The following is a 26,682-nucleotide window of genomic DNA, read 5'->3' as shown; positions in this document are numbered from 1 at the left end:
CTCAGAAAGATACCTAGCGATCGCTCTTTTCGACAAGTCTATTGGTCAAAAAGCTTACTTCAAAGTTCCTAAAACGGGCGCTGCCTCAACCTCGGAAATTTGTGGAACCAAGAATCCCTTAGCATAAATCTGGGGGTTTGTTTGCGAAACTATCGCATAGGACTGGCGAAGATTAGCATTGACTGCGACAGTCTTCACGTCATACATCTGCATCGCCATTTTGGGATAGAAACCAATACCAATAATCATTAGCAGAAAACAGGCAGCGATAAACACCTCACGGGGTCTAGCATCCTCGTATACTGCATCTTCTGGCACGAGACAGTCTGTACCAAAACAAACTGTTCCGTCATCTTCTTGATTTTCCAAGCCTGCATTATTAATGTCGCATAGCAGTGCTGCATCTTTACCATAAAATACCTCTCGCAGCATGGAAAGTAGATAGATAGGTGTGAGGATGACTCCAACTGCGGCGAGAAAAACTGTCACGGTGCAGAAAGTTGAACTGTAAACGTCACTGCTTGTCATACCAACAAATACCGATAGTTCGCCAGCAAAGCCGCTCATACCGGGAAGTGCTAGAGATGCCATTGCTGCGATTGTAAACAGGGCAAAGACTTTGGGCATGGCTTGACCAATACCGCCCATATCTTTCATTACCATTGTGTGGGTGCGATCGTAAGTAACGCCGGCTAAGAAGAACAACACCGATGCAATCAAACCATGCGAAATCATCTGCAACATCGCGCCGTTGATTCCCAAATCAGTGAACGACGCAATCCCAAGTAGCACAAACCCCATGTGAGAAATCGACGAATAAGCCAAACGCCGCTTCATATTCGTCTGAGCAAAGGAGTTCAATGCACCATAGATAATGTTGACAACACCGAGAATGGCTAGAACCGGCGCAAAGTAAATGTGTGCATCGGGAAGCAACTCAACATTCAGGCGAATCAGTCCGTATCCGCCCATCTTCAGCAATACACCAGCTAATATCATCGATACAGGAGATGATGCTTCGCCGTGAGCATCAGGCAACCAGGTATGCATTGGGAAAACAGCAAGTTTGACACCAAATGCAACCAATAACCCTGCATAAAGTAGCAGTTGTAATCCAAGAGGATATTCCTTCTTAGCCAAGGCAGTTATATCAAATGTCATATCACCGCCGCCGTATAGCCCCATTGCCAAGGCTGCCACCAAAATAAATATAGAGGCTGCTGCGGTATACAACAAAAATTTTGTAGCCGCATAACGTCGCCTTTGTCCACCCCAAATACAGACTAGTAGGTAGACGGGAATCAGCTCTACTTCCCACATAATGAAAAATAGCAGCAAGTCTTTGGCAACGAACACCCCTACCTGTGCCGAATACAGCACCAGCATTAAAAAATAGAAAAGGCGGGGACGGTGATCAACTTGCCAGGCCGAAAAAATCGAGAGTGTGGTGACAAATCCTGCTAGCAGCACAAGTGGCGCTGAAAGTCCATCGACTGATACTGCCCAGTTAAGACCCAACTGAGGCATCCACGCATAACTTTCCACCATTTGAAAACTAGCATTGCTGGCATCGTAATGCTTCCAAAAGGCGTAGCACATCAAGGCAAAGTCTGCGATACCTATACCCAATGCATACCACCGCACGCGCTTGCCATCTTTATCAGGCAGCACAGGGATAAGCAGGGAAGCAACGAGTGGCAGCAAGACAATTGCGGTAAGCCAAGGAAATTGATCCGCTATCATGTATATGAGAAAAAATACTTATTTGGGATGATGTCATTGTACTCAACTTTGTAACAATTTCTTCATAAGTATTTGTCCCAGTTAACCATAAATAATTTGTCCCAGTTAACCGCTTTGACTTAAAGACAATTGACTTGAAAATGGCGACTGGAAACTGGGGAAGAAAGATTTTTAGTTGCTCACGGTACTAATCCAGCCCGCAAGGCACGGACGGCAGCCTGTGTCCGGTCAGCAACACAGAGTTTATTGAGAATACCTCGAACATGAGTTTTTACAGTACCGACTGTTAAATAGAGCCTTTTAGCAATTTCTGCATTGTCACACCCGGCGACAATCAACTCTAAAACATCCATCTCCCTATGAGTTAAAGGATAGGTGACTATACTTTTCTCAACATCTGGGTCAATACCTTCAATTAAGACTCTTTTTCCAGATGCACCTCTGCTACCATCGGGGAAATCTTGACGTATTTGTTGTAGTACAAGGTCTGCGATCGCTGGATCGATCCATGAGCTACCTGCATGGGTCGTTCGCACAGCCTCAACTAGTCTTTCAGTTTCGATATCCTTCATGCAATAAGAATCTGCACCTGCTGCAAATGCTGCTAAAACTGCCTGTTCGCTGTTCTGCATGGTTAGAATTAGCAGTTTTGTAGTATAATCTCCATTCTCTGCTTGATATTGCCTAAATGTGCGTGTTAGCTCAATACCATCCATGTCAGGCAAACCGATGTCAATAGTAGCAACATCCGGCTTGAGACTTTTCAGAAGCTTAATACCTTCGGCTGCATTGGCTGCTTCACCAATAATTTTAAACTCTGGCTGGGTTTGTAAGGCAGCCCGTAAGCCGATTCTCGTAAGGTTGTGATCTTCAATCACGAGGATATTGATTTCATTCATAGTTACTTAACTTTACTGTTATCTATCTAAAGTACAGATTAAAATAATCTCGTTCTTCTATCTGGGATCTTATACAAAAAGCAATGTAGTTGGTATTGTTCCCTTAACTTCATCTACCATTAGACATAAATAACCTTATCTCGGAAGTTTTTCTAAAGCAAGAGTTTCGATATGACAATATTAAGTTAATTAAAAAACATTTTATACATTAATCTCAGGATAGGTATTTCATGGTAAACAATTTTTCATTGAAAATCCGGTAGCAAGCAAGAGTGGGTGACTATTAAATAGTTGTCCTTGCAGTGGCTACGATGATTTAAATAAAAGAGACTAACCTACCTCACTTTAAGATTCAGACACAGATATTGTTTGGATAACCAGACGGCTAAGATATTTGTTAAGACAATAGGATGCTAATACATATATTAAATAAAACGTCAGTGTAATCACTTAAAAAAGCTAGATTTTAATTTAGGAAACTTTAAACGAAAATATGAATCCTTAATAATCTTAGTGCTGGTGAAGTAAGCTATTACTAGATTTGCGAGGGATAGCCAAGCACTTCTTTTTTTATTTAGCCATGTCTTTAACTAAAACTGTCAAAAAAGATAAAATTCTCGTTGTCGATGATATTTTTGACAATTTACTAGTCTTAGAAGCTGTCCTAGAAGATGAGGGCTATGAAATTAGCTTAGTCGAAGATAGCAAAATTGCTCTGGCTATGGCTGAGGAGTCCCCACCAGACTTAATTCTGTTAGATGTAATGATGCCGGAGATAGATGGCTATGAATTTACTCGACGCATCCGGCAAAATCCGGCGTTGCCATTTATCCCCATTTTGCTGCTCACGGCTCACTATGCGTCTAGCGTTGTGGAAGGACTCGATGCTGGTGCAGATGACTTTATTCGTAAACCATTCGATCCTGATGAACTTCATGCACGAGTGCGATCGCTCCTGCGCCTCAAGCATAGTATCGACGAACGAGATCAGATGGCTAACCTCCGGGCAGATTTTGTCTCGCGTTTTACTCACGATTTACGCATACCACTAGTAGCCTCCAACCGGGTATTAAAATTATTGTTGGAAGGCAGATTTTGCGATGTTTCGCCACAATTACAAGAAATAATTGATACCATGATTGGCAGTAATCAAGACCTGCTGGAAATGGTAAATACCTTGCTAGAAGTTTATCGTCATGAAGCGGGCTGTAAAACCTTAAAAATTTCTCCCTACAATATTCAAGAATTAGTTAGTGAAGTTACTCAAGAATTAACTCCCTTAGCTGAAGAAAAAGGATTAACTGTAAATATTGATCTAGGTGAAACGCCAAGCACTGTCATGGGCGATCGCGTTGAACTGCGGCGAGTTTTAACAAATATTATTGGCAATGCCATCAAATTTACAGACAAAGGTTCTGTAGATATTCGCTGCTATCTTACTCCGGTAGCTGTGACTATTGATATCCAAGATACAGGGCCAGGAATTTCAAAACAAGACCAAGCAATATTATTCGAGCGATTTCGCCAAGGGAAACACCAGCGTTCTGGCAGTGGTTTAGGACTATATCTATCTCGCTGCATTATTGAAGCACATCAAGGCACAATTGATGTGACATCTGAACCAGGGAAGGGTAGTACATTCACTATCCGTCTACCTGTAGCAGGCGAAAACTAAAAGTAGGAATTCATCAGAAAACCCAATCTGGGCTAAAATTCTCCCTTGTTAAACTAAATTTAGCGCCATCTGTGTATGTTTAATATTATTTTTTGAAGTTAATCTTAATGCACATTTATGTGCCCTTAGTATAAAAAATAGGTGTTTTGCAATCAAAAATAGTGTTCACAGGCAAAATCCGTGAACACTAAGAGAGAAAACTAAGATATGAGAATCGTATTTGATTTTTGAAATTATCTACGTGCGCGGGGAGTGGGGAGTAGGGAATAAGGAATTAGGCTTTTCGCTCTGTACCGAGCTTTTTCAGAAATCAAACATTAGTTTTATATGGGAGGAAGCAGACAAAAATAAATATTTTTACTGATCAATTTCTGGAACAATATCGGGAAGGTATTGGCAGCCTGAAGCCCAAGGTAAAACATAGATTTGAAAAAGGGAGAAGGCTCAGTAAATAATTATTTTACTTACACCTTCTTCCTAAATAAAGTTCAGTTTAGTCTAAAGTCTTTTTAACTTCATCTTTGATATTCTCAGCAGTGTGGCGGACTTGAGCTTCAGCTTGTTTAGCTTTACCTTCAGCCTTATCTTTAGGATCGCCCGTTACTTCACCAACCGCCTCTTGGACTTTACCTTCGACATTTTTAGCAAAAGCTTTTGCTCTATCTTCGATACTCATATTCTTTTTTCCTAAGTATGTTAATTGTTGATTATTTTTTGTTGCTCGCTTGAAAAGCGTTGCAATGTTTATATATTACTTTTAGAAAAGTTTTAATTCTTCTATCTGACGATGTTTTTATGAAGGATATTTGTATCCGTTGTACATAACTATTTAAAGGTTAAATTCATCTTGAGAATTCAACTAATATCCAAAAGAGAGAAAGGTACCATTATATTGTTCAGTCTTAAGACAAGATAATTTATAACTTCAGGTAGATAGTGATGCTGATAAACCGCAACTTGGCTTATCACAACTGGATATGGTAAATATGTCAACAGTGTGCGGAGGCTTTCAGCTTGGTGGTGATAGTGCAATCTTAGTGAGCCTGTGTATTCAATTCCGGGTAAATGAGATGAGATGCTTTAAAATTATTTCGTCTTTAATCACTAAATGAGGTTAGTTAAATGTCTGAACTTACGGATGAACTTCAATATATTTTGAATTGGTTAAAATCTACCAATCATGATTTCTTTGATTGTTACAATCCAGGTTTAACTCGCCAGCAGATTGACGAAATTACAAAGGATTTACCATTCAGGTTATCCGAAGAAGTATACCAGGGCAAACGCATCTAAAGTATAAGAATCCTTTAATAGCAAGGGTTTCGGCGTTTTTAAATTTAGCCTATTTTTTCGTCAATATCCTTACCCAGTAAGGGTTTCAGAAATACCGTGCGTTCGCCCTGAGAAGTATACGAACTTTATCAATGGCGCAATGGAACTGCCGATCTTGGTTATAACAATGGCTATCTACCACTCTATTTTTTGTTTCCTGAACAATTAAGAGCCGATGTCATTTGTTCTTTTTGTTCCTTGCAAGATTCAGTTTATATTTACAAAACTATAGGAAAGGCTACTAACTATGATGATGCATATTGGAACCAAAAATGGTTTCCCATTGCTGCGTATGAGAATAAAAGAATGCTTTATGTAATTGGCGACCTCGATTCATCTCCGGTTTATCTTTGGGATGTTGGTTGCCTTGAGGATTCAGTAAGAATATATAAAAATCTGATCAGTATGATATCTGTAATTGCAGAGTGTTGTGAGTTTGGTTTATATCAACTCATCCCAGATGAAGATGGAGAGGAAGATGACATGATAATCCGAATAGATGAAGAAAAGCTAGAACTTGAAAAAGAGATATATCGAAAATATAACTCATAATTTAAAAAAATATGAAGCTGTATAAAAACAAATTGCTTCCTGAAAAAAACTGTGATATTTAAATATTAATAAAAAAAGAGTTTGAATAAAAAGAATAATGAAGTATTTATTTATAATTTGGCTGCTTATACTCTCTTTAATCGCTCCTAGTGCAGCGATCGCTGACGACAACCCGCTTTACGTCTACGCTCAAGCAAGACAGCCCTATAGTTTAATATCTGGAGTTGGGACAATCCACCATCCAGTTTCCACTTCTAATCCCCAAGCGCAAGAGTTTTTCGATCAGGGATTAAATTTGATTTACGCTTTCAATCATGATGAGGCAGTACGTTCTTTTCAATACGCTGCCAAACTCGATCCACATTTGGCGATCGCATATTGGGGTATCGCTCTAGCTCTAGGCCCTAATATTAACTTAGCAATTGACCCCAACCGAGAATTAGCTGCTTACCAAGCGGTACAGCAAGCTTTAGCACTTTCCACCCAAGCATCTGCCCAAGAGCGAGACTACATTACCGTCTTAGCAAAACGTTACTCCCAAGAGCCTAATGCAGATTTGTTTAAACTAGCGGTAGACTACGCAAAAGCAATGGCAATCCTAGTCAAGCGTTATCCCGATGATTTGGATGCGGCAACGCTTTACGCTGAAAGCTTGATGGATCTGCATCCTTGGCAGCACTGGACTAAAGATGGCAAGCCACAGCCAGATACAGAAAAAATTGTGGCTATTTTAGAATCAGTCCTCAAACGTAATCCGAATCATACCGGAGCTAATCATTACTATATCCATGCACTGGAAGCCTCACTTTCCCCAGAACGGGCCCTTGTGAGTGCCAAAAGACTCCCAAGCCTAGCACCAACAGCCGGACACTTGGTACACATGCCAAGTCATATTTATTTTCGTGTAGGAGATTATGAAGGGGCAATGCAGGCAAATGAGCAGGCGATCGCTCAAGATGATATTTACATCAAAAAATATCAAGTCCAGGGCACTTACGCCATGATGTACTACAACCACAACATACATTTTCTCATGGTGGCCAGTAGCATGGCAGGAAAATATAAAGATGCTCTCCAAGCCGCAGAGACGTTAGTCGCAAATGCTACTGCAATTGACCCGTATGCACCAATGCTTGAGGGTTTTCTGGGCAGCAAAATGCTGATTCAGACACGCTTCAGTGATTGGGATGCCATCTTAAAAACTCCGGCCCCCGATGCTAAATTGCCTACTACCACAGCACTTTGGCATTTTGCTCGCGGTATGGCAAGCGCAGCCACAGGCCAACTTGAAGATGCAGCAAATGAAAGTCGGGCATTACTTGCCGCCAAACGGGGAATTTCCACCGAAGCAACCATTGGCTTCAGTCCTGCCAGTCGCATTTTAGACATTGCCTCAAAAGTTTTAAACGCCAAAATTGCTAGAGAAAAGCATGATTATGAATCTGCCATTTTATTGTTAGAAAAAGCAGTGGCACTAGAAGATACCCTTGATTACGTGGAACCACCAGACTGGTATTTGCCGACGCGGGAATCTTTAGGCAGTGTGCTTTTGGCTAAAGGCGACTATGCACAGGCTGAAAAAGTCTTTCGTGCCGATCTAGAAAAGTATCCTCATAATGGGCGTTCTCTATTTGGCTTGCAGGCAAGTTTACAGGCACTGGGCAAAGATAACGCTCAAGTTGTCAAAGCCGAATTGGAAACAGCTTGGAAAGGTGATGATAAGCAACTTGCTATAGCGAACATGTATTGAGGGAACGCCAAAAAATCAATTATCCAATTTTTGGAATCAAAACCACTTTTTCTCCCCCTGCTCCCTGCTCCCTGCTCCCTGCTCCCTGCTCCCCTGCCCTAAAAGCGATGCACCAGAAAGCGGTTAGATAATTTTTATAACTCAAATTAGGATTGCTATACCCTTTATTTGTTGCCTGACTTTGCCTTTCATATTAAAATTTGGGAGTAATACTTTTGGTTAATACAGTCAAACGTTCAATTCGGATATTAAAGATGCGCCCCTGCATGTCAGATTTCCTTGATCACCCTACAGGATTTATCTTCTTCCATTTCCAACCCTTTTTTGCGGTGGGCTGTACTTATGGTAGGCGGGGGCAGGCGATCGCGTTGGTGCGATCGCATCACTAGTTAATTATCTGTTAACGATCTACTGGATGCAGAGAGTTGGCTCGTATGTCATCCTAGATTAGGAGAGTTAATTTGGTGATGTCTTTGATTTTAGTATTGAAAGGCTTTTTCCTTTTAGTATTTACAGACTACTCAGAGAAATTAAAATCTCTACACAGTGATGATTTTGGAGAGAATCGATGTCAATTTATGTAGGTAACCTCTCTTATGACGTTACACAAGAAGATTTAAGTGGTATTTTTGCAGAATATGGTACTGTAAAACGGGTTCAAGTACCTACTGACCGTGAAACAGGTCGTCCACGCGGCTTTGCTTTTGTGGAAATGGGAACTGAAGCTGAAGAAACAGCTGCCATTGAAGCTCTAGATGGTGCTGAGTGGATGGGTCGTGACCTGAAAGTGAATAAGGCTAAACCCAAAGAAGATAGAGGCGACAGAGGTTCCTTCGGTGGTGGTAGAGGAGGATACGGCGGTGGTGGCGGCGGTGGACGCAACCGCTACTAACGTTGGAAACAAAAAAACTTACCTAGAGTCTTAAGGTCAGACAAGGAGTCTGTCTTTTTTTTGTAATGTTAGTGCTTCCATAGCCATTGATGAAGTCAACTTAGTTAGGAGAGATAATGACCCAAGTAATTGTAGGTGACAATGAACACATTGAATCAGCCTTACGGCGATTCAAGCGAGAAGTTTCCAAGGCTGGAATTTTCCCAGACATGAGAAAGCATCGCCATTTTGAAACGCCCCTAGAAAAACGCAAGCGCAAAGAAGTTGCCAAGCACAGACAAAGTAAGAGAAGCTTTCGTAACTAAGGGCTGACATACAGCAGAATTCAGAATTCAGGAGTCAGAATGGGCTACGCCCCGCTACGCTAACAGAAGTAAAACAGGCTTTATACCTTGCTTTGAGACTTAGCTTGTGTAGTTCACCTCCCTTGAAATATGCTGTAAATATAAACGAATACCCTCATAAAATCTATGAGGGTTTTCCTTTTGGCTATTTTAAAATCAGGAAACCTAAAGAAACGCTAAAATCAACTCAGCCTTTGTATTGTAGCGGTTGTGTCTCACATCACTCAGAGGGCGGTTCACTGTATAAATCCTGATTGTCAACGTCCTTATCCTCAGCCTTGGGGAAACAAATTTTGCAACAGTTGTGGCGCACCGCTAGAACTGTTAGACCGCTATGTTCCACTTCAGGCTTTGGGGTCGGGAGGATTTGCTCAAATTTACACGGTTTGGGATGAAAAAACTCAAACAGAGAAAGTGCTAAAGGTGTTGGTAGAAGATTCACCAAAGGCACTGGAGTTATTTACCCAAGAAGCGGCGGTTTTATCTAGTTTGAACCATCCAGGTGTTCCCAGAGTCGATGCCGAAGGCTATTTTCAGGTACAACTGTTTAACCCCAAATCGCACCAATTGCCTTGTCTGGTAATGGAAAAAATTAATGGGCGGACTTTAGAGGAGATATTAAAAAAGTTTCCCCAAGGGTGTCCAGAAGATTTGGTTTTAAACTGGTTTTCCCAAGCTGTCGAGATTTTACAAGAATTACACAAACGTCAGATTCTTCACCGGGATATCAAACCTTCTAATTTAATGCTGGGAACTTCTTCGCCATCTTTAACCCCGTCGCAAGGGCAAACAGGGGGCGATCGCTTAGTACTAATTGATTTTGGCGGGGTAAAACAATTTAGCCCCTCTAAGCTGCGTTCTCAGTCTAGTTCCACCCGATTATTTTCTTCAGGCTACAGTCCACCAGAACAAGTGACAGGGGGGATTGTCGGGCCAAGTGCCGATTTTTATGCCCTTGGTCGAACCATGATTGAACTACTAACAGGCAAGTACCCACTAGAGTTGGAAGATCAGCAAACGGGGAAATTGCGCTGGCGAAGTACGGTAAATGTCAACCCCCAATTGGCAGATTTGGTGGATGAGATGGTGCAGGAAGATGTGCGATCGCGTCCAGCAAATGCAGCTATAATTCAAAAACGTTTGGCGAAGATTTCTCAACCATTACCGCCGCCAGGATTATTTGCCCAATTGCGAGACAACGTTAAACAAGTCTCAACGCAAGTTTCCCAAAGATTTACACAGCTAATACAAGCTATTGAACAAGTTTTAGCTAACTTTAGCCAAGGTGTAACTAAAACCGTTATTTTTATCGCTCAGACAATCATCAAAGTTTTCCAAGCTTGTTTGGCGACGATTTGGGCGATGATTCTGGCTTATGTTGGCGCTTGTTTTGGTGCGATCGCAGGTTTTATTTTGGCATATCACACAAGCTTGGGTCGTCAGATTGTGGAATTTATTTGGAATCAGCAAAACCAATTAGTGCCAAATACTCAACCCGTCTTCGGGGCAGATATTTTGGTATTCGTCGCCGCCGGCTGGGGAACTGCTTGGGGACTGACAGTATCCGGCTGTTTTGGTCAACATCGGCGCTTTTTAGTAGCATCATTGATGGGCATGATTAGCTATGGCTTCGGTTGGTTGATTTTGCAATTAATCACACCCAAAGATAGCGGTGAGGGCTTAGTGGCAGTAATTTTAGTGGGAGTTTGCCTACTTACCTTAAGTTTAGGACTTCGCAGCCATCACATAGTGTACGCTGTGTTCGCTGCCTTTGGTAGTGCGATCGCCTATGCAGTTTTGATTCTTTTGAGGTTAGCACCTCCGATTTTCCAATTCTCTAGTCAACCAGGCTGGTCAGAGTTACAGTTACCTCTGATTTTTTTTGGTTCTGTAGGCGTCTTTATTAGCTTCTGGTTAGGAGTGAGTTACTACCTAATTGTCCCTGGATTGCGGTTTTTAGGGTGGCGTTAAATCAGTGAACAGTGAACAGTTATTAATTTTTAGGGACTTCCAAGAAATAAATATATCCAAATAAACGAACGAACCACAGAGACACAGAGAACACAGAGAGAGAAGGAATAGAAAGAGTTTTTGCGTCAGTTTTGGAACATTTTTTTATTTGGAAGTCCCTTAACTGATATGACTTGAGCTTTCATTCTGTTTTTGAGAAATATTCAGGACTTACGCAAAATATCTCTCAAACTCTTATTACTCCGTGTTCTCTGTGCCTCTGTGGTTCGATTTTCCGTTATTTGTGCATAAGTCCTAAAATTGGTCAAAGGCATAAAAAAACTCGGAGGCGATCGCTATGGTATCAGTCAGCGATGCACAAACAATTATTTTAAATTTAGTACAACCGTTGGATCATCAGCGTGATACAGAAGTTGTCAATTTATTAGTAGCAGATAGTCGGATTTTGGCAGTACCTGTCACCAGTCCGCTAGATTTTCCCCATTGGGATAATTCGGCAATGGATGGCTACGCAGTTCGCTATGAAGATGTACAGCATAGCAGCAAAAACCCAGCCGTTTTAGAAATTGTTGAAGATATTCCGGCTGGGTATCAGTCCAAGTCTACAATTCAAGCAGGACAAGCCGCGCGGATTTTCACAGGTGCAGTGATCCCAGCAGGTGCGGATACTGTAGTCATGCAAGAAAAGACACGCCGCGAGGAAAACCGTGTATTTATTCTGGATGCGCCAAAACCGCAAGAATTTGTCAGACACAAAGCATCTTTTTATCAATCTGGAACACAATTACTACCAGCAGGAATTAAGTTAAATGCTCCAGAAATTGCCGTATTGGCAGCAGCACAATGTTCACAATTAAGTGTTTACCGCCGTCCGCGTGTGGCAATTTTTTCCACTGGTGATGAGTTGATGACAGTTGATCAACCGTTGCAACCAGGGCAAATTGTGGATTCTAATCAGTATGCGCTAGCAGCTTTGGTGAGACAAAGTGGCGCAGAACCAATACTTTTAGGCATAGTCAAAGATGATCCAATTGCTCTGGAGAAAGTTATTGCCCATGCCATTGCGATCGCTGATATAGTTCTCTCTTCTGGTGGTGTCTCAGTAGGAGATTATGACTATGTTGATAAAATTCTAGAGTCACTAAAAGCAAAAATCCATATTCGGGCTGTAGAAATGAGGCCAGGTAAACCCCTCACCGTCGCCACACTCCCCAGTAGAGACGCGATTAATCGCGTCTCTACCCACTCCCCACTCTACTTTGGTTTACCAGGAAACCCTGCTGCTGTATTGGTGACATTTTGGCGGTTTGTGCTACCAGCAATTAAGAAACTTTCGGGAATTATTGAAGGTTGGGAACCAGTGTTTTTGAAAGTGCGATCGCATCATGAGTTGCGATCAAATGGCAAACGCGAAACTTACCTTTGGGGTAAATTGCATTTAATTGATGGAGTTTACGAATTTTATCAAGCTGATGGTAGTCAAAGTTCCGGCAATTTAATTAATTTAGCTCAAACCAACGCTTTAGCTGTTCTTCCGGTGGGTAAAACATTAGTTTACCCACAAGAAGAGGTGCAAGTTTTGCAGCTTAATAACGGTTAAAATACCTGCTCAAAAGCCTCAATCAAACTGTTAACTTCTTCAAGGGTGTTGTAATGCACCATACTCACCCTGACTATTCCACCTTGCGACGCTAAACCCAGGTATTCAATCAGCCGTTTAGCATAAAAGTCACCGTAGCGAATCGCAATATAATGTTGGTCAATTTTTGCCGGAATGGTTGAGCTATTCATTCCATCTACTACAAAAGATATAGTTGGCACACGGGATTTACGATCAGCTTTTGATTGACCAATCACTCGCACATTAGACTTACTGTTGAGGTAATTTAAGAGGCGATCGCTAATATGTTCTTCATGTATGCTAATTAAATCAAACGCTTGCACCATTTGATTTCTCAAATCAGGTGCAGTTTGATCGCCGTAGTGCAGTTTTGCTAATTCACTTAGATAATCGCATAAACCCAACATTCCATAACTTAATTCAAAATTGACATTCCCTAACTGAAATTTATAAGGTATATCTGTCTGGTCAATAAAATAATGATTAAGACCAGGTAATCTTAATAAATGTTCTTCTTTGCCATAAAGTAAAGCATGATGTGGCCCGTAAACTTTATAACAACTCAAAGCATAGAAATCAACATCCAAATCTTGGACATCAACTAACCTGTGGGGTGCATAAGCTACACCATCCACACAAATCATCGCATTGCGATCGTGTACAAATGCAGCAATTTCTTTGATAGGATTGATGGTTCCCAGAACATTAGAAGCATGAGTCAAAGCTACTAGTTTTGTACGCTGACTCATCAATAATTCTAAATCTGCTAAATGAAGTTCCAAGCTATCTGGGCGAATTTGCCACACTTTAACCTTCATTCCTTGTTTTTCCAGAGCCACCCAAGCACCAATATTGGCCTCATGGTCACAATTAGTAACAATAATTTCATCGCCAGGTGTAAAGGTTTGACCAAGACAAATAGAAAGAACTTTCAACATCATTGTAGTAGATGGGCCCATAACCACTTCTTTATAAGAATTGGCGTTAATGAAAGTAGCCATTCCCCTAGTTGCTAAAGCCAATCGTTCTCCTGCAAGTTGAGAAACTGCATAAGAAGCTCCCAACTGAACATCAGAACTCAGGAGAAATTCGCTAATTCTATCTACTACTTTTTTCAGGGTTTGTGAGCCGCCAGCATTATCAAAAAAAGTCCATTCACCAGCTAGGGCGGGAAAATATTGCCGAACTTTATCAAGATTCAAAAGCATAGTATAAGTTTTTTGGAGAATGTTATTTACCCTAGCCTACCTTTTAGCGAGTCGCCTAGAGAGCATCTACACCCTCTCTTGGTGTTTACAGCTTGGTATGCCAACCTTCTTATTCTGCAAGAATCTCTCTAGAGAGGGGGTAAACTTAGTAACTCAAAGAGTATCTTAATAATATCTCTTACTTACAGCAAAAATTAATGTCTTGATTCTTCACAACTCTCGCCAGTTTTATTTGATAAGTTTAAGGTAGAGTCAAAGCAACTATACGACTACTATTCGATTTTTAAAAAGATAGGTAGGATATGTAGCTGCAAAAGTACGACATCAAATCCTTACGAATCGTGCATTACGGATTCCATCTTAACGCACCCTACAGTACCTAATTTTTTAAAAAATCAAATAGTAATCCTATATTGTTGTTATTTTTAATTCCTTGATTGAAAACAAAGGAACGAGCTATGAATACTAGGGTTAAATACGACATCGAGCTTATCAAGCAAGAAGCACTGCAACTTGTTAAAAAGAGACTTGTTAACCGTCAGCAGTCAATTTATACCCTCTGTAAATATATTCCTCGTTGTGACTGGGTTAATTTTGAACTTGAGTTAGAAAAAAACGAATTTTTACTCAGAGATAGAATTATCGATCTCCTGAACCACGAATCTTGGGAAGACGATTGAGGCTGCATTTAAAAGCTGAACCTTATTAGCAGCATCTCAATAAAATTAAAATTAGAAATTCATTTTTTATAAAAAACTCTCGAATTAAGTTGAGGGTTATAAACAAGAGATTATTAGAGGTTATTTATAAAGTAATACGCTTGGGCTAGCGCCAAAAATCTTAAACTGCGTAGGCTGGAGAGCTACTGCGCCCTTGCGGTTTCCTGACTTGTAAACTCTCTTTTAAGCAAGCTACGGTGGCATACACAAGTCTTCTAGAGTTGCCCCACTGGCTTTTGATTCCCCCAACCCCCCGATAAATTGTTGTGTCAGGTAATACCTCATGGGAGATCCACAGCCTGGCATTTTATGACGATTGATTGGTGGAATCAAGAAAAAATTATACTAAAGCAATTCCAGTTACTTAGGATTAGGCAGACAATTCTTCTACCCCTATCCATTCTGTGATAGATTGCCATTGGCTAGCGTAAACAGTAGTATTTCTACGTTTTTCTTGTTGAGCCTTTGTAGGTATTTTTGCCGTGACAGCCTCGGTAAATGAACTGGATTGGTTCAGATTATAAACAGGCATTTCTTGCCAGCAGTGGCGACAAAACCAGTAACTTTCTCCAGCGCGTACATGTTCTAAAAGTAGGCTTGAGCAGCAAGGGCAGTAATTCATATTTTCTCAAATCCTGTTAATAAAAGTTTTATCGCAAATCGGGGTAGCCACTTGACAAGCCCGTAGGTATTTAAAACGATGTGTTTATATTTTGACTATAGTCTTTAAATATGAGGAACTTGTGAGGGAATTTGAAACATTTAATAATCTCGTATGATTTATACATATTTCTTAAGTAATAGCATCAAAGCTATAGGACTCCTCTTTGATTTTTGAAAAAACTCGCCCTCAACTCGAAAGGGCTGATTCCCTACTCCCGTTTGGCTACGCTCACGGCAAGCCTACTACCCGCCTATCGCGCTTGCGCTGCGCTTCTCTGCGAGACGCTTCTCCTAATGGAGAGGCTTCTGTTTCAGAGACGCTAACGCGAACGCGCACCACGTAAATAAGCTCAAAAATAAAATCGGATTGTTATTTAGCCATAGTAGCCCTGAATCATTCGTAAAAATTTATATCTCTGACTTCTCTAAGAAGCCCGGAATTTGGACACCGCGAATTTTCACTAATCAATTGAAATTGTTATGTCTCTTCAGAAGCTCCTTAAATTATCTTTATATAAATATATAAATTTGTATAACTAGAAATGGGGGATTTGAGAGCAGCCTTACTTGTGGTTGCCACCTGCTAAATAGAATAAACTAAGTCAAATCCTCTTTACTTCTCACCGATGCCCTTTCCCTAATAAAGACGCGCAAGGGATGGGTGATACTCGTAGACACCATCGTTTTGACCCTTTGATGATACCATTTCACGAAAAATTTGATGCAGATGTAAACCCTGAAAGCCTTGCTGCATCTAAGTTTTTTAATTGCGAATTGCGTTAGCGTTCGCGCAGCGTCTCGTAGAGAGGAACGAGCGTCATTGCGAATTGTGAATTGGTATGATTTGCTTCTCCAGCAAGAACTGCCTCCTTCAACAAAACAACCGAAAGTACAACCTTTCTGGCGACGTTAGGAAACAAGGGTTTAATATTTAAACTCATCAATTAATTTCAAAGATTTCACACTAACAAAACTATCAAGATCATCAATTAAGTTAATCTCTTGAGAAAGATGATTTACTATCTTTAATTTGACAATAAAATAAGTTTGGCAACTCTGTAATTATATCTACTTCCTGCTGTAGTTAGTAACTTGTGTTATACCCCTTGTATTAGGTCTTCTAATTTTTGCAAGGTATATCAATCAAGATAGTTGATTGATACTTGAGTGGCAGTTGATAGTACCAAAAATCATCGCTGATTTTCAACAGTTTGCTTCCTCTGCCTTTTGCTAGCTTTTGCTAATTCGTTTTGATATCAGAAAGATCATAAAAACTGACAAATTAACCATGCGATTCAACGATCGACTGATTAACATACCAAGCTTAAATAATGTCATTAATCGTTCTCCCTTAACGATTAAGCCAGATAGTTTTGTAGTCGAAGCTATCTTCTTGATGAACCAGGAAAAATGTAGTAATTATGCACCTACAAACTTAAATTTTTCATTGGATTTAAACCCCGTCAATCAACCATTAACAGGTTGTGTCTTGGTTGTGGAGGGAGTAAATTTATTAGGCATTTTTACTGAAAAAGATGTAGTTAGACTTATAGCTTCTGGAATGGACTTATCCACGGTGACGATCGCACAAGTGATGACGCAGCCAGTGGTTACACTTAGACAATCAGATTCTCAGGATATTTTCATTGCCTTATCGTTATTGCGTCAGCATCAGACTCATTATTTGCCCGTTTTGGATGATCGCGGACAATTGCAAGGAATCATTACTGAGACTAGCTTATTACAAGCCTTTGACCTGGTAAAAATGGTTGGGGTTGTTGAAGGCTTGCAGCAATATTTACAAAAACCCAAAGATGAATCCAGACAGGTTAATCAGCACACAGAGATAGAACAAGTCAGCCACCAAACTCAAAATAACTTAAAAGTATGGGTTGAGGCACAATCGGCTGAAATCATGCAAGTTAATCAAGAACTTCAGCTAGCCCTCGAAGAACTCCAAGTAGTAGAAGAAGAACTGCGCGAACAAAATCAAGAGTTGACCATTGCCCGTGAGCTAGTAGAATTGGAGCGCCAGCGTTACCAAGATTTATTTGAGTTCGCTCCAGATGCTTACTTGGTCACTGATACAGCAGGTATTATCCAAGAGGCTAACCGAGCAGCAGCAACATTGCTGGCTGTCCGCCAAAAATATTTAGTAAACAAACCATTAATTTTATTTATTGCTCACCAAGACCGCCAGACTTTTACTATTCGACTAAATAATCCGCAGCAGCAACAAAAGTGGGAAGTTTACCTAAAACCACGGCAAGGTAAAGCTTTTCCAGGTAGCATTAGAGGGGCTGCCATGTACGATTCACAGGGTAAGCAAGTTGGTTGGCGATGGTTACTCTGCGATATTAGCGAACGCCAACAGGCAAAGGAATCACTGTGCCAAGGAAACCATGAGTTAGAACAACGAGTGGCAAAAGGCAGAGATATTACCGAACAGCAAGCGGCGCTACATGAACGCCAACTTGCAGAAGCAGCACTGCGCCAAAGCGAGAAGAAATTTCGGACTTTTTCCGAAAACACCCACGCAATGATCTGGATTGGTAGCCCAGATTCATTTGACCCCTTGTACATTAGTCCTGCTTATGAGAACATTTGGGGTCGATCTATCCAGGATCTGTTTGAGCAGCCAAAATCTTGGGTAGACATGGTTCATCCAGACGATCGCGATCAGGCCACGCAATCAATCGAGCAACTACTTAGTGGTAGTCAATCTATTTCAGTAGAATATCGGATTTTGCGACCTGATGGATCGGTGCGCTGGATTTGGAATCAAGGCTTTGCTGTCTATGATGAGCAAGGAAAACTTAACTATTATGCTGGCATTGTCGAAGATATCACCGAGCGCAAACTGGCAGAAGATTCACTGCGCCAGACTGAGGAGAAATTTCGCACTATTGCCGAAAATATCCACGCAGTCATTTGGATTGCTAGTGCAGATTCATTCCGAACCTTGTATGTTAGTCCGGCTTATGAAAAAATTTGGGGTCGCTCTTGCCAATATCTATTGGAGCATCCTGAGTCCTGGATAGACACCATTCATCCAGACGATCGCGAGCGAACAACCAGTGCAGCAAAACAACAGCTTAATGGTGAGTCAGCTTCAATAGAATATCGAATTTTGCGACCTGATGGATCGATGCGCTGGATCTGGGATCGGAGCTTTACTGTCTATGATGACCAAGGAAAAGTTCAGTACTATGGCGGTATAGGCGAAGATATCACCGAACGAAAACTAGCCGAAGAGTCACTGCAAGAAAGTGAAGCGCGATTGAGTTTAGCTTTGGAAGCTGGTCAAATGGGTATATGGGATCGCGACCTGATCGCCAATACTAGTGTTTGGTCTGCCAATATGGGGCCCCTTTATGGTCTACCGAGCGCTACCTTGTGTCCCACCATAGAAGATTATCTTAATTTAATCCATCCAGAAGACCGCGAAACTGTGGCTGCGGGTATACCTCGCATGATTGAGGAAGGAAGGGCAACTACAGATTATCGAGTCGTCTGGCCCGACGGCAGCCTACACTGGTTAAACTGCAAAGGTCAGGTCTACTATAACGAAGTCGGTCAGCCAATCAGGATAATCGGTACAAACAAGGATGTCACTGAGCGCAAGCTGGCGGAACAAAAAATCTTTGAACAAGCTGCTCTACTTGATATCGCCACCGACGCCATATTAGTTCGAGATTTCCAGTCTCATATCTTATTTTGGAATAAAGGTGCAGAGCGGATGTATGGTTGGCTTTCTCCAGAGGTTATAGGAAAAGACCTCCGGGAGATTTTTTACCTAGCAGCAACTCAGCAGCAACTAGAAGTACCGCTAAAAAGCGTAATTGAAAATGGCTCGTGGCAAGGTGAGCTATATAAAGTTACGAAATCCGGTAAGGAAATTGTTGTAGAAAGCCGTTGGACATTGATGCGTGATTCTAAGGGAGAACCCAAATCTATCCTTAGTGTTGACACTGACATCACCGAAAAGAAACAACTCGAAGAGCAGTTTCTTCGCACCCAGCGATTGGAAAGTCTTGGTACTCTTGCAGGTGGTATTGCCCACGACTTGAACAATATATTGACACCAATTTTGGCCGCGGCTCAATTCCTACAAGAAAAATTTTTCCAAGACGACGAGGAGCGTTCTGGGCAACTGCTGGCACTTGTAGGAACCAACGCCAAACGCGGAACAGCTTTAGTAAAGCAAATCTTGTCCTTTGCGCGAGGATATAAAGGAGAGCCGACAATTATTCAAGTCGAGTACCTGATTTCAGAAATTGTCCAAATTGCTAAACAGACATTTCCCAAATCTATTGAATTTTCCACGGTTATCCCAGAAGACATTTGGGCTGTCACTGGGCACACCACACAACTGCATCAAGTGCTGATGAATCTGGTAGTAAATGCCCGCGATGCTTTACCAAATGGTGGCAATATCAAGATTTCTGCGGAAAATAAGTTTATTGATGAAGCTTATACCAGAATGAATCTCGATGCTAAAGTTGGGCATTATATTGTGATTACCGTTGCCGATAACGGGATTGGGATACCGCCAGATATATTAGATAAAATTTTTGAGCCGTTTTTCACCACAAAAGATGTCAACACAGGTACGGGACTCGGACTTTCAACAGTGCTTGGCATTATTAGAAGCCATGATGGTTTTATCAAAGTGTCTAGCAGTGTTGGTAGAGGCAGCAAATTTGACCTGTTTTTTCCAGCAGTGCAAGCAACTCAAGCGTTCAGTATAGAAGAGATCGATCTGCTCTCAGGAGAGGGAGAATTGATTTTAGTTGTAGATGATGAAGCCCAAATTCGGGAGATTGCGACAATCATCTTAGAAAAGCACAACTACAAAATACTAGTTGCCAATAATGGTATAGAGGCGATCGCACTCTATGCCAAATACAAGCATCAAATCAATGCCGTATTGATGAATATAGTGATGCCGGAGATGGACGGAATCACCGCTATTCGCACCTTACAAAAAATGAACAAGCAGGTTCAAATTATTGTCTGTAGCGGTCTGAATTCAATGGAAGTCTTTGCTCAAGTGGCTGATAATGTGCAAGCAGTTTTATCAAAACCGTATACGACCAAAGAATTATTGCAAACTTTACACCACCTATTTAGAGGCTAGTACCGCAAGGCGGAAGCCAAAAGTCAAAAGTCAAAAGTTACGCTACGCAAAGAATTTATTTATCGGGTTCTCTCCCCTGCCCCCTGCCCCCTGCCCCCTTTCCTCTTTTATACTCCCTCATCCCATAAATTTGAAGCCCTCGCAGTGTCTCATCCCAGAGTTAGACGCGGGTAGTTTCCATATTTATGTAGCATTGAATGGGGAATGTGCCTCACAAAACCGGAGACTAGAGATAAAAATGAGGTCGTGACCTAGCTAAAGTTCTGGGATTCGTCATCATGTATGAACTAGTTCAAGCTGTCTTCAACGGTGATGAAAAAACTGCTCTGCATCAGTTGATTTATACGTTGAGTGCTTCAGGTAAGCGTTACTTCCTGAGAAATGAAATTTTACAAGCTTTTGCCGATTACTGTCATCAATCCCAAAAGCCAGCCTATTTTTACTATTCTTCTTCTGTGGGTAAACTGATACAGTACACCCACGAAATAATTCTTGAAGAAGAAAGTACCTGGTTCGTGGTTCGTCCCAGAATTGCTAGTCAGGAAGTTTGGAAACTGACAGCCGATTTTAATAGTTTCGAGCAGATGACGCCTCAAATGCTGCTAGATGTAAGAGATCGCCTAGTCAACCGCTACCAACCTCACATCCTGGAAATCGACCTCCACCCGTTTTACGAAAGTTCCCCAAGAATTGACGACCCTAGAAATATTGGTCAAGGTTTAGCCTTCCTCAACCGTTATCTGTGCAATCAATTGTTGACTGACCCCCAATATTGGGTGGAAATGTTATTTCAAGCATTACAGGGGCTGCAACACGATGGAATTCGGCTGTTGTTGAGCGATCGCATTCCTTCAGGTATTCATTTAGCCAAACAAATAAAGCTAGCGCTGAAATTACTGAATGAGCTTGAGCCTGATGAACCTTATGAAAAATTCCGCTTCGATCTCCAAGAACTCGGATTTGAGCCGGGTTGGGGTAATACTGCGGCGCGAGTCTCTGAAACACTTGAACTCTTAGACCGACTCATTTACTCCCCAGAACCTGGCATTTTAGAAACATTTGTGGCCCGCGTCCCCGCGATTTTTCGCGTCGTCCTCATTTCCATCCACGGCTGGGTGGGACAGGAAGATGTTTTGGGAAGAGATGAAACACTCGGTCAAGTTATCTACGTCCTTGAACAAGCCCGCAGCTTAGAAAACGAACTGCGTGAACAAATCAGACTTGCTGGCCTCGACGTGCTGGGTATGAAGCCACATGTGATTATTCTCACCCGGCTAATCCCTAACTGCGAAGGAACATTTTGCAACCTACGCTTAGAAAAAGTCCAAGATACTGAAAATGCTTGGATATTGCGCGTTCCTTTTGGTAAATTCAATCCCGAAATTACTAACAATTGGATTTCTAAATTTGAGATTTGGCCTTATTTAGAAAACTTTGCTCTAGATGCAGAAAAAGAATTGCTAGCTCAATTCCAAGGTAAACCTAATCTTCTTATCGGTAACTACAGCGACGGTAACTTAGTGGCTTTTCTTTTATCGCGCCGGATGAAAGTTACCCAGTGCAACATTGCTCATTCATTGGAAAAACCTAAACATCTATTTAGTAATTTATATTGGCAAGATTTAGAAGACCAATATCACTTCTCGGTACAATTTACCGCCGATTTGATTAGCATGAATGCAGCCGAGTTTATCATCACATCATCCTATCAAGAAATTGTCGGCACACCTGACACCATAGGTCAATACGAATCGTACAAATGCTTTACAATGCCGCATCTGTATCATGTGGTTGATGGCATTGATTTATTTAGTCCTAAATTCAACTTAGTGCCGCCGGGAGTAGATGAAAAGATTTTCTTTCCCTATAGCCAAAAAGAAGACCGAGATATCAAGCTTGGCAGACAAATTCACGACCTCCTCTTTACCCGCGAAGACCCCCAAATCTTTGGTCATTTAGATAACCTTAACAAGCAGCCAATCTTTGCCGTTGCTCCCATCACTTCAATCAAAAATCTCACTGGTTTAGCTGAATGTTTTGGTCAAAGTCAGAACTTACAAGAGCACTGTAACCTAATCCTTTTAAGTAGTAAACTGCATCCAGATGAAGCTACAAACCTAGAAGAAGCAGAAGAAATCCAAAAACTCCACGACATTATTGAGCAATATCATCTCAATGGCAAAATTCGCTGGGTGGGGATGCGTATCCCTAGCAAAAACATCGGTGAAGCCTACCGAGTAGTTGCAGATTCTCAGGGAATTTATGTCCACTTTGCCCGGTTTGAATCCTTCGGTAGGTCTATTTTGGAAGCGATGATTTCTGGCTTGCCAACTTTTGCTACTCAATTTGGCGGCTCTTTAGAAATTATCGAAAGCCAAGAGAATGAATTTAATGTTAATCCTACAGACTTAGAAGGTACAGCAAAGAAAATTTTGGGCTTTGTTGAACAATGCAATACTCAGGATGATTATTGGCAGGAAGTCTCAGAATGGATGAGTCAGCGAATTCATAATAGATACAATTGGCATTTACATAGTAATCAATTACTACAGCTTGCTAAAGTATTTAGTTTTTGGAACTTTGTTGCACCAGAAAATAATGAAGCCAGAGATCGTTATATGGAAGCCCTATTTCATCTCATTTATAAACCTAGAGCCGAAAAGATTTTGGAGAAACATAAGGGGGGATGAGGGAGTGGGGAGTGGGGAGTGGGGGAGCAGGGGAGCAGGGGAGCAGGGGGCAGGGGGCAGGGGGAGTTAGAAGTTAAAGCATTGGCTTAAAGGCTCATTCATCTCCCTCAAAGACTCATTCATCTCCCTCAAAGACTCATTCACCCACCTTAGAACTCCGTTCATCCACCTTAGAACTCCGTTCATCCACCTTAGAACTCCGTTCATCCACCTTAGAACTCCGTTCATCCACCTTAGAACTCCGTTCATCCACCTTAGAACTCCGTTCATCCACCTCAAAACTCCGTTCATCCACCTCAAAACTCCGTTCATCCACTTCAGAACTCCGTTCATCCACTTCAGAACTCCGTTCATCCACCTCAAAGACTCATTCATCCCCACTCCCTACTACTCCCCACTTATGGACAAAAAAGGTCATTCTCGCAATTTTATCTACACAGACTGGATTTTAATCGAAACCCAGTTTGACCCCGATCAATTGCACTCTAAAGAAACCGTCTTTACAATCGGCAATGGATACCTGGGAACAAAAGGCAGTTTTGAGGAAGGTTATCCTCATGCATTGCCAGCTACTTTCATCAACGGTGTCTACGACGATGTGCCGGTGGTGTACACTGAACTGGCAAATTGCCCTGACTGGCTACCTTTGGTAGTGATTGTAAATGGCGAATCTCCTACGGAGACGCTACGCGAACGCTTCCGTCTCGATCAAGGTAAAATATTGCGCTATGATCGTCAGCTTGATTTACGCTACGGACTTCTTAGCCGTTACTTACGTTGGCGCTCTCCCAGTGGAAAGACTATAGATATTCACTTTGAACGCTTTGCTAGTTTTGCAGATCAGCATGTGTTAGCGCAACGCTGCCATTTAACACCAGTAGATTTTGATGGGGTAATCGAAGTTCAGGGAAGTATCAACGGCTATCCAGAAAATCAGGGTTTTAATCACTGGGAAGGACTAGATCAAGGCAAGACTGACCAAGGAATCTGGTTGCAACGCCGCACCCGTCACTCCCGAATTGAACTCGGTATGGGCGCAACTATGAGAATATCAGGCGCTGAAGCATCTTTGCAAGTCAGTACTGCGCCTGGTTATCCAACCTTGAGCATGACCTACCTGGCTAAATCACAACAGACCGTAACGGTAGAAAAAATCGTGACAGTTTTTACTTCGCGGGAGACTGAAACACCAGTTTCAGCAGCTACAGAAAAACTGGCGCACCTGCCAGATTACGCAACACTACTAAAAGCCAATCAGCAGGCATGGGATGAGGCGTGGCAGCAAAGTGACATCCTCATTGAAGGGGATAGCACAGCTGCTTTTGCTGTTCGCTACAATCTCTTCCAACTGCTGATTGCAGGGTCACGCCATGATGACAAGGTGAGCATTCCTGCTAAAACTCTTTCTGGGTTTGGCTATCGCGGTCATATCTTTTGGGATACAGAAATTTTTATGCTGCCCTTTTTTCTGTTCACCCAACCAGCGATCGCTCGAAATTTACTCAGTTACCGTTGGCACACCTTACCAGGAGCTAGACGCAAGGCTGCCCATTACGACTATAAAGGGGCAATGTTTGCCTGGGAAAGTGCTGATACCGGAGATGAAGTAACACCACGTTGGGGACTCAATAGTGATTTTTATGGTGAAGACGTGCGGATTTGGTGCCGCGATCGCGAAATTCATATTAATGCAGATATTCCCTACGCCGCTTGGAACTACTGGCAAGTCACTGCTGATGATGAGTGGATGCAACAGCGCGGCGCAGAGATTATTCTGGATGCCGCTATGTTCTGGGGTAGCCGAGTCGAATTCAATTCTGAGCGCCAACAATATGAAATTCGGGGAGTGATCGGAGTGGATGAATATCATGAATTCGTCCACAATAACGCCTTTACAAATCGGATGGCGCAATGGCATTTAGAGAAAGCGATCGCAGTTTATGATTGGTTGGCTCAAAAGTTCCCCGAACGAGCTACTGAACTAGAACACAAACTCAAACTCACCCCACAAGAGCGAACGCACTGGCAAGATATCATCGCCAAAATGTTGTTTCTCCATGACTCATCAACAGAACTAATCGAGCAGTTCGAGGGATTTTTCCAATTGGAAGATATCAACTTAGCAGATTACCAAGGGCGCGATCGCTCCATGCAAGCCATCTTGAGTATTGAGAAAACCAATAAATGTCAAGTAATCAAGCAGCCAGATATCTTGATGCTCCTTTATTTAATGCGGGAATCAGCAGATTTTCCCTACAACGAAAAAGCATTGCAGACCAACTGGAACTACTACGCACCCCGCACAGACATTACTTATGGTTCGTCCCTTGGCCCAGCAGTTCACGCCATTTTAGCTTCCGATTTGGGCAAATCAACGGAAGCTTACGAAGTGTTTATGCAGGCGTTAATGGTGGATCTTGAAGATAACCGAGGTAACACCAGCGATGGAATTCACGGTGCTACTGCTGGTGGCGTTTGGCAAGCTGTAATTTTTGGATTCGGCGGCATTCAACTCACCGAAAATGGCCCCGTAGCCAACTGCCATCTGCCTGATGCCTGGACACGTCTAAAATTTAAACTGCACTGGCGCGGAAAATGGCACGACTTCGATCTACGCAAAGAACAAGTCGCCCAAGATATAACTCCTCAACTAGAATATCTCCAACTTTCCCTCTCCCCAAATCCCCCAAATTTTCCATCAAAAGCTTCTGAACACCAAACTTCCCGCCCTCCCTCCCCTGCTCCCTCATCTTCCCCAGTCCCTAGTCCCCAGTTCCCAGTCCCCAGTCCCCATTCTCTCAACATCCAAGGATTCATCTTCGACCTAGATGGAGTGCTAACAGATACAGCAGAACTTCATTACTTAGCTTGGCAAAAGCTAGCAGATGAAGAGGGTATACCCTTTAATCATCAAGCTAATGAAGCCCTGCGGGGCGTATCCCGTCGTGCTTCTCTGATGCATATTATTGGAGATAGACCATATTCAGAAGCACAAATCGAGGAGATGATGGAGCGTAAGAATCGCTACTATGTAGAATCGATCCAAAACATGACACCCAAGGATTTGCTACCAGGTGCGATCGCTCTCTTGGATGAACTGCGACAAGCTGGGATTAAAATCGGTATTGGTTCAGCTAGTAAAAATGCCCGCACAGTGATCGAGCGATTGGGCATTGCCGATAAAGTAGATGCGATCGCTGACGGTTATAGTGTACAGCAACCTAAGCCAGCACCCGATCTATTTCTGTACGCAGCCAAGCAGCTAGGACTCGAACCAACGCAATCTGTAGTTGTAGAAGATGCCGTAGCAGGCATTGAGGCAGCTCTAGTCGGTGGTATGTGGGCAGTAGGACTCGGCCCTGCTGAACGAGTTGGAGCTGCTCATATTGTTTTGCCCAGCTTAGAAGGGGTCAAATGGGCAGAGTTAAGAGCTAAATTAAGCAATATTGCCAGATAAAAGGCTTGCTCTTTCTGATCTTTACT

General features: G+C 42.1%; 21 protein-coding genes. 14 read left to right on the top strand and 7 right to left on the bottom strand.

Annotated elements, in window-relative coordinates; all coding sequences use genetic code 11:
• Nucleotides 1–54: 54 nt before the first annotated feature.
• Both LC608_RS18245 and LC608_RS18240 read right to left on the bottom strand, forming a co-directional pair.
• A complete protein-coding gene (locus tag LC608_RS18245) occupies nucleotides 55–1,743 on the bottom strand; it encodes an NAD(P)H-quinone oxidoreductase subunit 4 (RefSeq protein ID WP_229554869.1) in 1,689 nt (562 codons plus the stop codon).
• Nucleotides 1,744–1,922: 179 nt separating this feature from the next.
• Entirely contained in the window at nucleotides 1,923–2,642 is a 720-nt protein-coding gene (locus LC608_RS18240; RefSeq protein ID WP_229554868.1) for a response regulator transcription factor, read from the bottom strand.
• Between the two features lie 580 nt (nucleotides 2,643–3,222).
• Between LC608_RS18240 and LC608_RS18235 the strand changes: the two genes are divergently transcribed.
• On the top strand, nucleotides 3,223–4,317 hold the full coding sequence (locus LC608_RS18235; RefSeq protein WP_229554867.1) for a hybrid sensor histidine kinase/response regulator: 1,095 nt from the start codon (nucleotides 3,223–3,225) through the stop codon (nucleotides 4,315–4,317).
• 493 nt (nucleotides 4,318–4,810) lie between these two features.
• Here LC608_RS18235 and LC608_RS18230 read toward each other — a convergent pair whose 3' ends face one another.
• A complete protein-coding gene (locus LC608_RS18230; RefSeq protein WP_229554866.1) occupies nucleotides 4,811–4,993 on the bottom strand; it encodes a CsbD family protein in 183 nt (60 codons plus the stop codon).
• 446 nt (nucleotides 4,994–5,439) lie between these two features.
• Here LC608_RS18230 and LC608_RS18225 point away from each other — a divergent pair, with 446 nt between their 5' ends.
• From LC608_RS18225 to glp, 8 genes are all read left to right on the top strand, one after another.
• On the top strand, nucleotides 5,440–5,610 hold the full coding sequence (locus LC608_RS18225; RefSeq protein ID WP_229554865.1) for a hypothetical protein: 171 nt from the start codon (nucleotides 5,440–5,442) through the stop codon (nucleotides 5,608–5,610).
• A 189-nt stretch (nucleotides 5,611–5,799) separates the two neighbouring features.
• On the top strand, nucleotides 5,800–6,201 hold the full coding sequence (locus tag LC608_RS18220; protein WP_229554864.1) for a hypothetical protein: 402 nt from the start codon (nucleotides 5,800–5,802) through the stop codon (nucleotides 6,199–6,201).
• Between the two features lie 97 nt (nucleotides 6,202–6,298).
• On the top strand, nucleotides 6,299–7,951 hold the full coding sequence (locus tag LC608_RS18215; protein ID WP_229554863.1) for a hypothetical protein: 1,653 nt from the start codon (nucleotides 6,299–6,301) through the stop codon (nucleotides 7,949–7,951).
• A 215-nt stretch (nucleotides 7,952–8,166) separates the two neighbouring features.
• A complete protein-coding gene (locus LC608_RS18210; protein WP_229554862.1) occupies nucleotides 8,167–8,340 on the top strand; it encodes a hypothetical protein in 174 nt (57 codons plus the stop codon).
• Between the two features lie 179 nt (nucleotides 8,341–8,519).
• Nucleotides 8,520–8,843, top strand: a complete 324-nt coding sequence (locus LC608_RS18205) for an RNA-binding protein (protein WP_229554861.1) — start codon at nucleotides 8,520–8,522, stop codon at nucleotides 8,841–8,843.
• A gap of 116 nt (nucleotides 8,844–8,959) precedes the next feature.
• Entirely contained in the window at nucleotides 8,960–9,148 is a 189-nt protein-coding gene (gene rpsU / locus LC608_RS18200; RefSeq protein WP_012407716.1) for a 30S ribosomal protein S21, read from the top strand.
• Nucleotides 9,149–9,397: 249 nt separating this feature from the next.
• Nucleotides 9,398–11,158, top strand: coding sequence for a serine/threonine-protein kinase (locus LC608_RS18195; protein WP_229554860.1), 1,761 nt, complete (start codon nucleotides 9,398–9,400; stop codon nucleotides 11,156–11,158).
• A 337-nt stretch (nucleotides 11,159–11,495) separates the two neighbouring features.
• A complete protein-coding gene (gene glp / locus LC608_RS18190) occupies nucleotides 11,496–12,758 on the top strand; it encodes a gephyrin-like molybdotransferase Glp (RefSeq protein ID WP_229554859.1) in 1,263 nt (420 codons plus the stop codon).
• On the opposite strand, the gene LC608_RS18185 is transcribed toward glp, so the two are convergent.
• Nucleotides 12,755–13,987: a cysteine desulfurase-like protein gene (locus LC608_RS18185; protein WP_229554858.1), complete on the bottom strand. Its 1,233-nt coding sequence runs from the start codon at nucleotides 13,985–13,987 to the stop codon at nucleotides 12,755–12,757. The two genes, glp and LC608_RS18185, sit on opposite strands and share 4 nt — an antisense overlap.
• Before the next feature lie 458 nt (nucleotides 13,988–14,445).
• On the opposite strand from LC608_RS18185, the gene LC608_RS18180 reads away from it, so the two are divergent.
• Entirely contained in the window at nucleotides 14,446–14,667 is a 222-nt protein-coding gene (locus LC608_RS18180; RefSeq protein ID WP_229554857.1) for a DUF4327 family protein, read from the top strand.
• 409 nt (nucleotides 14,668–15,076) lie between these two features.
• On the opposite strand, the gene LC608_RS18175 is transcribed toward LC608_RS18180, so the two are convergent.
• Nucleotides 15,077–15,328 carry a hypothetical protein gene (locus LC608_RS18175; protein ID WP_229554856.1) on the bottom strand — a complete coding sequence of 84 codons (252 nt, stop codon included), beginning with the start codon at nucleotides 15,326–15,328 and terminating at the stop codon, nucleotides 15,077–15,079.
• A 205-nt stretch (nucleotides 15,329–15,533) separates the two neighbouring features.
• On the opposite strand from LC608_RS18175, the gene LC608_RS18170 reads away from it, so the two are divergent.
• Entirely contained in the window at nucleotides 15,534–15,713 is a 180-nt protein-coding gene (locus LC608_RS18170) for a hypothetical protein (RefSeq protein WP_229554855.1), read from the top strand.
• A 435-nt stretch (nucleotides 15,714–16,148) separates the two neighbouring features.
• Here the strand turns inward: LC608_RS18170 and LC608_RS18165 are convergent, their stop codons facing one another.
• Complete coding sequence (locus tag LC608_RS18165) at nucleotides 16,149–16,310, bottom strand: hypothetical protein (protein ID WP_229554854.1); 162 nt, start codon at nucleotides 16,308–16,310, stop codon at nucleotides 16,149–16,151.
• 347 nt (nucleotides 16,311–16,657) lie between these two features.
• Between LC608_RS18165 and LC608_RS18160 the strand changes: the two genes are divergently transcribed.
• Entirely contained in the window at nucleotides 16,658–20,509 is a 3,852-nt protein-coding gene (locus LC608_RS18160) for a PAS domain S-box protein (RefSeq protein WP_229554853.1), read from the top strand.
• A gap of 278 nt (nucleotides 20,510–20,787) precedes the next feature.
• Nucleotides 20,788–23,199, top strand: coding sequence for a sucrose synthase (locus tag LC608_RS18155; RefSeq protein WP_229554852.1), 2,412 nt, complete (start codon nucleotides 20,788–20,790; stop codon nucleotides 23,197–23,199).
• 136 nt (nucleotides 23,200–23,335) lie between these two features.
• On the opposite strand, the gene LC608_RS18150 is transcribed toward LC608_RS18155, so the two are convergent.
• Nucleotides 23,336–23,557 carry a hypothetical protein gene (locus LC608_RS18150; protein ID WP_229554851.1) on the bottom strand — a complete coding sequence of 74 codons (222 nt, stop codon included), beginning with the start codon at nucleotides 23,555–23,557 and terminating at the stop codon, nucleotides 23,336–23,338.
• Nucleotides 23,558–23,599: 42 nt separating this feature from the next.
• Here LC608_RS18150 and pgmB point away from each other — a divergent pair, with 42 nt between their 5' ends.
• Complete coding sequence (gene pgmB, locus LC608_RS18145) at nucleotides 23,600–26,656, top strand: beta-phosphoglucomutase (RefSeq protein ID WP_229554850.1); 3,057 nt, start codon at nucleotides 23,600–23,602, stop codon at nucleotides 26,654–26,656.
• Nucleotides 26,657–26,682 lie beyond the last annotated feature (26 nt).

The sequence above is a fragment of the Nostoc sp. XA010 genome (genome assembly GCF_020829625.1).
GTDB lineage: Bacteria > Cyanobacteriota > Cyanobacteriia > Cyanobacteriales > Nostocaceae > Nostoc.
This window is presented reverse-complemented; position numbering and strand designations above follow the sequence as displayed.